Here is a 6097-nt window from a genome sequence, read left to right on the forward strand (position 1 = left end):
ATGAAAAACAGGTATACGCTTACACTCCTAGTCGCTCTTTTTTGGGGCGTGCAAATCACCAATGCCCAACTTTTTACAAAAAGAATCAACTGTGGTAGTGCCACAGCCTTCACCCACAATGGCGACACCTTTGACGCAGATACTTCGGTAGCCGGTATTGTCACCTTCGACGGGGAAATAACCGGAAGTTTTAATCTTACCCTTCCCGAACATCTAAAAAGCATGCGGTATACCAAAAATGCAAACAGAGAAATGTTCTATAACATCACTGTACCGCAAGCAGGAGATTATCAGGTAATTCTTCATTTTGCTGAACCGTATTGGGGTGTTTTTTCCTCAGGAAATGGTCATGGTGTTCGTGTCTTTGATGTATTCGTCGAGGGCTTTTTGGTCAGGGAAAATATGGATGTTGTTCAAGAAGTTGGACCACATCAGGATCTTATTGTCACTCATGTGGCCAATGTTCAAGATGGAGTGCTTACCCTTGAATTCGATGCTTCTGCCAATGACCCGATCATCAATGCCATCGAGGTACTAGAGATTGACAATTCAGACAATCAAAACCCCACGCCGCCAACCTTATCAAGTTCAGGGGTAACTGCCAATGCAGCAGACCTTAGCTGGAGTGGTGCAAGTGATAATATTGGGGTAACCGGCTATAAAATCTACAAAGATGGTACTCTAGAAACCACAGTAGGTGTGGTTTCTACCTATCAAGTAACAGGTCTTACGGAGGCTACGAGCTATGACTTCACAGTTACTGCCTTAGACGCTGCCGCCAACGAAAGTGCTGCAAGTAATGTAGAGAGCATTACCACAGGTTCTTCAGGTGGGGGAAGTACGGTATGGAATACTTCAGGTAGTGATATCAACTACACCGCTGGAAACGTTGGCATTGGAATCAGCGCTCAAACCAATTACGCTTTAGCGGTTGGTGGAAATATCATTGGGGAAGAAGTAACCGTAAAGCTTCAGAACAACTGGCCCGATTATGTTTTTACAGAAAAACATGCCCTTCCAACCCTCGATGAGGTTAGAAAACACATTGCTGAAAAAGGTAGGTTAATGAACATTCCATCTGCTCAAGAAGTAGCGGCTAGCGGTATTGAACTTGGCGAAATGAACCGGCTACTCCTGGAAAAAATAGAGGAGTTGACACTCTATATTTTGGAATTGAAACAAGAGAATACACAAATCAAAAAGCAAGTCAATGCACTTCAAAAAGGCCTTAAATAAAATATCAAAAATGAAAAAATTAACTATTCTCGGTTTCAGTATACCTGGTATTCTAAGCTGCTTATTGTGTCTGCTATGTTATTCGTTTGACCTTACTGCCCAGCAGTCGTCAATGGATTTGCCTAATTATCATCCAGTTTCCCCAAATGCTGCCAGTTTAGGGAACTATGGGTTATACCCCGTCAACAAGAATTTAGGTAGTGCCGGGGTCACCATTCCTATTTACACCCTTACCGAAAAGAACATCACTGTACCTATCAACCTAAATTACAACATGTCAGGAATTCGTTTGAATGATTTGGCATCATGGGTTGGCCTGGGTTGGTCTTTAAATGCTGGAGGCGTCATAATTCGAAATACAAAAGGACTGCCAGACCTGTCATTTTTAAGCACTATCCCAAATCTGCAAAACTTTGCTTTTAACCAATCGAATTGGAACTATTTATTTGGAGCGACCTTGGGTGCAAAGGATACAGCTCCAGACGAGTATGCTTTCAATGCATTAGGAATAAGCGGATCCTTTTATTTCGATCGAGATAGTGGTGAAGCAATTTTCGACGACGCAACACAGGTCAAGATTATTCCAATTTCTGAGGACGAAATTCAAGCGTTATTGCCAGATGGAACTTTACTTGTTTTCGGAAAAGGTTTTGATAATAGCATAGCCACAGAACGCACAGATTCTAATTTGTCTAATCTATACAATTCCAACCCAATGGGATTCATATCCGCTTGGATGCTAACTGAGATAATTTCAAAAGACCGTCAACATAGTGTTTCTTTTAAATACAAAAGTACTGGAATGCAGGAAGAGTATTCTAGGGCGGCATCTGAAAGTGTAGTTGTTGGTACTCCAACTGTTACTCCTGCAAATGCCACAAGTCAATTGAGTACAGGGTTTTACGAGCTTTCTACGATAAGTAAACAGTACCTCGATCAAATTGTTTTCGACAATGGTTATATACAATTTGAATCATCTTTAAATCGGCCCGATTTAGCAGATGATTATCAATTAGATGCGGTCAAAGTTTATACTTACGATAACGCCGATATTCCGCAATTAGTAGATCAGTTCCATTTCACCTATGGCACTTTCTTACGCAGCATGGCGAATTATTCAAAAGACTACGACCACACTGGTTCTAATTTTGACCTAGCTAGGCAACAGAATAGTAGGGAGCTTTCCTTAAAATTAACATCGGTTTATCGCGGTGCTACGGCTAGCAAAGACACCAAACATACATTTGAGTACAATGAGAGAATATCCTTGCCTTGGAGGGGAACTACTGCTCAGGATTCATGGGGTTATGCAAACACAAATTTAGGAACACTTCTTCCAGAAACTACAACGTCTGTCGCTGGAATCAATGAAGTACCCTTTACTCTTGGAAATGGTGACCGAAGTCCGAACGAAAATATGATGAAGGCTGCAGTGCTAGAAAAAATCATCTATCCCACGGGTGGATATACGGTATTTGAACAAGAAGCTAATAGATTTGCGGCCACCGATTTCGTTACCGAATCAAAAACAGCACGAGCGGATGCTTTTGGCAATGAATGTGGCAATACCACAGAGTTTCCGAACTTAGACACCTCCAATTTTATTATTCCAGCAGGTGCCACAAATATAAAACTGAATATTCATATGAGTCCTGTCACAAATCAGGCAGGAGCTCAATCTTATGTATCTGTTGATGGGTTTAAATTTTACCGCCCAACTCCTGATAGTATGGGCGGGCCCAGTGATAGTTCTGATGGAAGAACAGAAACCATAGATCTATTTTTTGGCTACGATTTTGAATTCGCCAATATCAATGCTACACAAATATTTAACCCGGGGGCACATACGATCGAAGCCTTTGATAGCGGTGTAGGAGCTTTTGGCGCCTATAATTGTTCGTTTAATCGCATTTGGATTACATGGGATGAACCAACGGGAGAAACTCAACAGATAGAGCAACTGGTTGGTGGATTGAGAATAAAAAGCATTAGCAATTATGATGGGCGATCTAATACTCCTGTTAGCATAAAAAAATATGAATACGAGGACGCAAATTTGATTCAGCCTGAGAGGAATAGAGGGTATGTTCGAAGATTCATTCAAAACGTTTCAGATGGAATAGGCTTGCTTGCTGCCGTCTCCGTTTCACCTAATTTCAACAACAACCTTGGTGGAGAGCCTACCATTGAATATGGAAAGGTTACGGAAATTGAATTTGATTTTGTAAATCAAAAAGATAATGGTAAAACTATTTCCTATTTCGAAAACATCGGAGCTACTAGAACCGTAAATTCTGTTATTCCTGCCTATATTTTTAAACACCCTCAATATTCCTTTATATATCCATATGACCCTAGTCATCCAAATGACCCTTATTGGACAATTGCAAATTGGCAATTGCTTTTTCAAAAAGCACTATATGGCGTTGATGAGCTTACCTATTATGAGACTACCTCATGGAAAAGAGGTTTCTTAGCTAGGGAAGAGACGTACAAGCGAGAAAGTGATAACACCTATACGCTGGTGGCTGAAGTTGACAATACCTATGAGACCATAAAGTCTCTTAAATTCTTTGATAATTACGTCTACTCTCCTTTTCAGACCAACATTAACGATTTTTGGTATGTAGATGATTTACCAGCCTACGATCAAAATAAGGATTTCAACAGTGCAACATTGTGCTATCAAATCGGGGAAGTTCAGGTGGGTAGGAAATCATTAAAACAAAGCATTTCGACCCAATATGATCTATCAGGGCAAAACCCAATCTCCACAACAACCGATTATTTTTATGATAATCTCGAACATCTGCAACTTACGAGAACCGAAAGTACGAACAGTAAGGGCGAGAACATCCAAACCAAAACCTTTTTTGCAGATGATGTAATTGCGAATAATTCTTTAGGGCTCCCAACATTGACGGTTCCTGAAAAAATATCAATCGATAGACTCAAAAAGAACGACCTGCATCGCATATCTGAGCCTATACAGGTAGAAACAACGGTAAACGGGGAAACAACCATTCAGCGAACCAATTACAAAGATTGGTACAATAATACAGATCCAAATGACCCTACTTTTCATCTAGTTCTGCCTGAATTGATGTTAACGCTTAAAGGTAACTATGACGCCGTTGACAATCCAATACAGAATCGTATTGTGTATCAAGACTATGATACCAACGGTGACCCAAGACAGTTGGCAAAAGCAGATGGCCCATCAGTATCCTATATCTGGGGTTATAACAAAACATACCCCATAGCAAAGATTGAAAATGCTACCTATAGTCAGATTGCAAGTTTTGAAGCCAATTTGCAGGCTTTGTCAGACAGTGATGATGATAGAACCATAGGTTCTTCTGGTAGTGAAGGGGCTTTAAGAACTGCTCAAAATAATTTGCGTATTGCCCTGCCGAACGCCATGGTTTCTACATATACCTATGATCCTTTAGTAGGCGTAACAAGTATGACCGATCCTAAAGGATATACCATGTACTATAACTACGACGAGCATAACAGACTTAAGGAGGTTCGAGATTCCAATAATAATATCATTACCGATTACAAGTATCACTTTAAAGGCCAAGACCAATAATAATTACTGACAATGAAGATCAAAATAATCAATAACAGTTCTTTACAAATATTCATACTATTAGCAGTGGCCTTACTTCTTTTCGGAGTACAAGGTATCTCGGCGCAATCAATTACTGGCCCCCCAAGCGTTGCGGTTGGCGATGAGGAGGGGTATACGCTTAGCGGCGCGTCAGCAACCTCTTGGGCCGTACCTGCAGGTACCCAAATATTGTCACAAACCAGTTCTACGGTAGTGGTCCGTTTTAATACAGCCGGATCATCATTTGTTAGGGCTTTGCATAATGTGGGACCAGGATTCACGGTACTTAATATCACAGTAACAGGAGGTCCGCCTCCTACTCCGAACAATCCCACCGTTCTTAGTAACAGCTGCGGTTCGTCAACACTTCAAAGGACGAGTAACCCAGGTTCAGGAATCAGCTGGTTTTGGCAAGGAAAAAATGCGTTCGGAACAAATATGAGTTCTGGAAATAATGCGGTCAATAACAACTATGTAGCCAATCAAGGTTCAGGACGCTATTATATTCGAGCAAGACAAAATGGGCAATGGAGCACTAATTCAGGCTTCGTTGATGTTACCATTACGGAAACTCCAACAGCGCCTACGGTGAATACTGTTCCGCCCAGTTGTGGTGGAGTGGTAACTCTAAGTGTCAGCAATCCAGATAGTGCATATGACTATCGGTGGTACAATGCCTCGGGTAGCGCATGGATAGGTACAGGTACTTCTTTTACAACGGATCCGTTGACCTCTAGCATAGATTTTTTGGTAAGGGCTGTAACCAAAAGTCCTAACCCCATATGTGTGAGTCCGGCGTCAACTGTTTCGGTAACGGTAAGTAGCCCACCCAAACCTGCTGGCAACCAAACCGTAACCAGTACTTGCAATAGCCCTGATATTGAATTGACAGCATCGAACACTACCTTTCCAGACAATAGTACCGAGATAGAACATCGCTGGTACTTTACCGCGGGGGGTACTGGTGCAGGAAGTTACATTTTGGGTACTCCCGTTCCAGGTGCAGGTTTTAGAACCAAAATTGTAGTCTCGGGCATTACTCAAGATACCACGTATTGGGTTGCAGCCGTTGTAGACGGTTGCGAAAGTGAACGACACCCAATTACCGCAGACTATGAAGAAAATATTGAACCCACATTAGCTGTGATAAACATTACGGGACCTCAATGTGGCCCTAGTGCCAATTTTACCTTGAATGCAACAGTAGTTGGAGGCAATGCCAACTTTAGTTGGTATGATGCTGAA

General features: G+C 41.6%; 3 protein-coding genes. All 3 read left to right on the forward strand.

Features of this window, described 5'->3' with window-relative positions; genetic code table 11:
* Nucleotides 1-1236, forward strand: coding sequence for a malectin domain-containing carbohydrate-binding protein (locus ABJN95_RS15905; protein WP_348371701.1), 1236 nt, complete (start codon nucleotides 1-3; stop codon nucleotides 1234-1236).
* Nucleotides 1237-1246: 10 nt separating this feature from the next.
* Nucleotides 1247-4831, forward strand: coding sequence for a hypothetical protein (locus tag ABJN95_RS15910; RefSeq protein WP_348371703.1), 3585 nt, complete (start codon nucleotides 1247-1249; stop codon nucleotides 4829-4831).
* A 12-nt stretch (nucleotides 4832-4843) separates the two neighbouring features.
* Nucleotides 4844-6097: hypothetical protein (locus tag ABJN95_RS15915; RefSeq protein WP_348371704.1), on the forward strand; the 1254-nt coding region annotated here is incomplete at its 3' end.

The sequence above is a fragment of the Maribacter sp. genome (assembly GCF_039974175.1).
In the GTDB taxonomy this organism is placed as follows: domain Bacteria; phylum Bacteroidota; class Bacteroidia; order Flavobacteriales; family Flavobacteriaceae; genus Maribacter_C.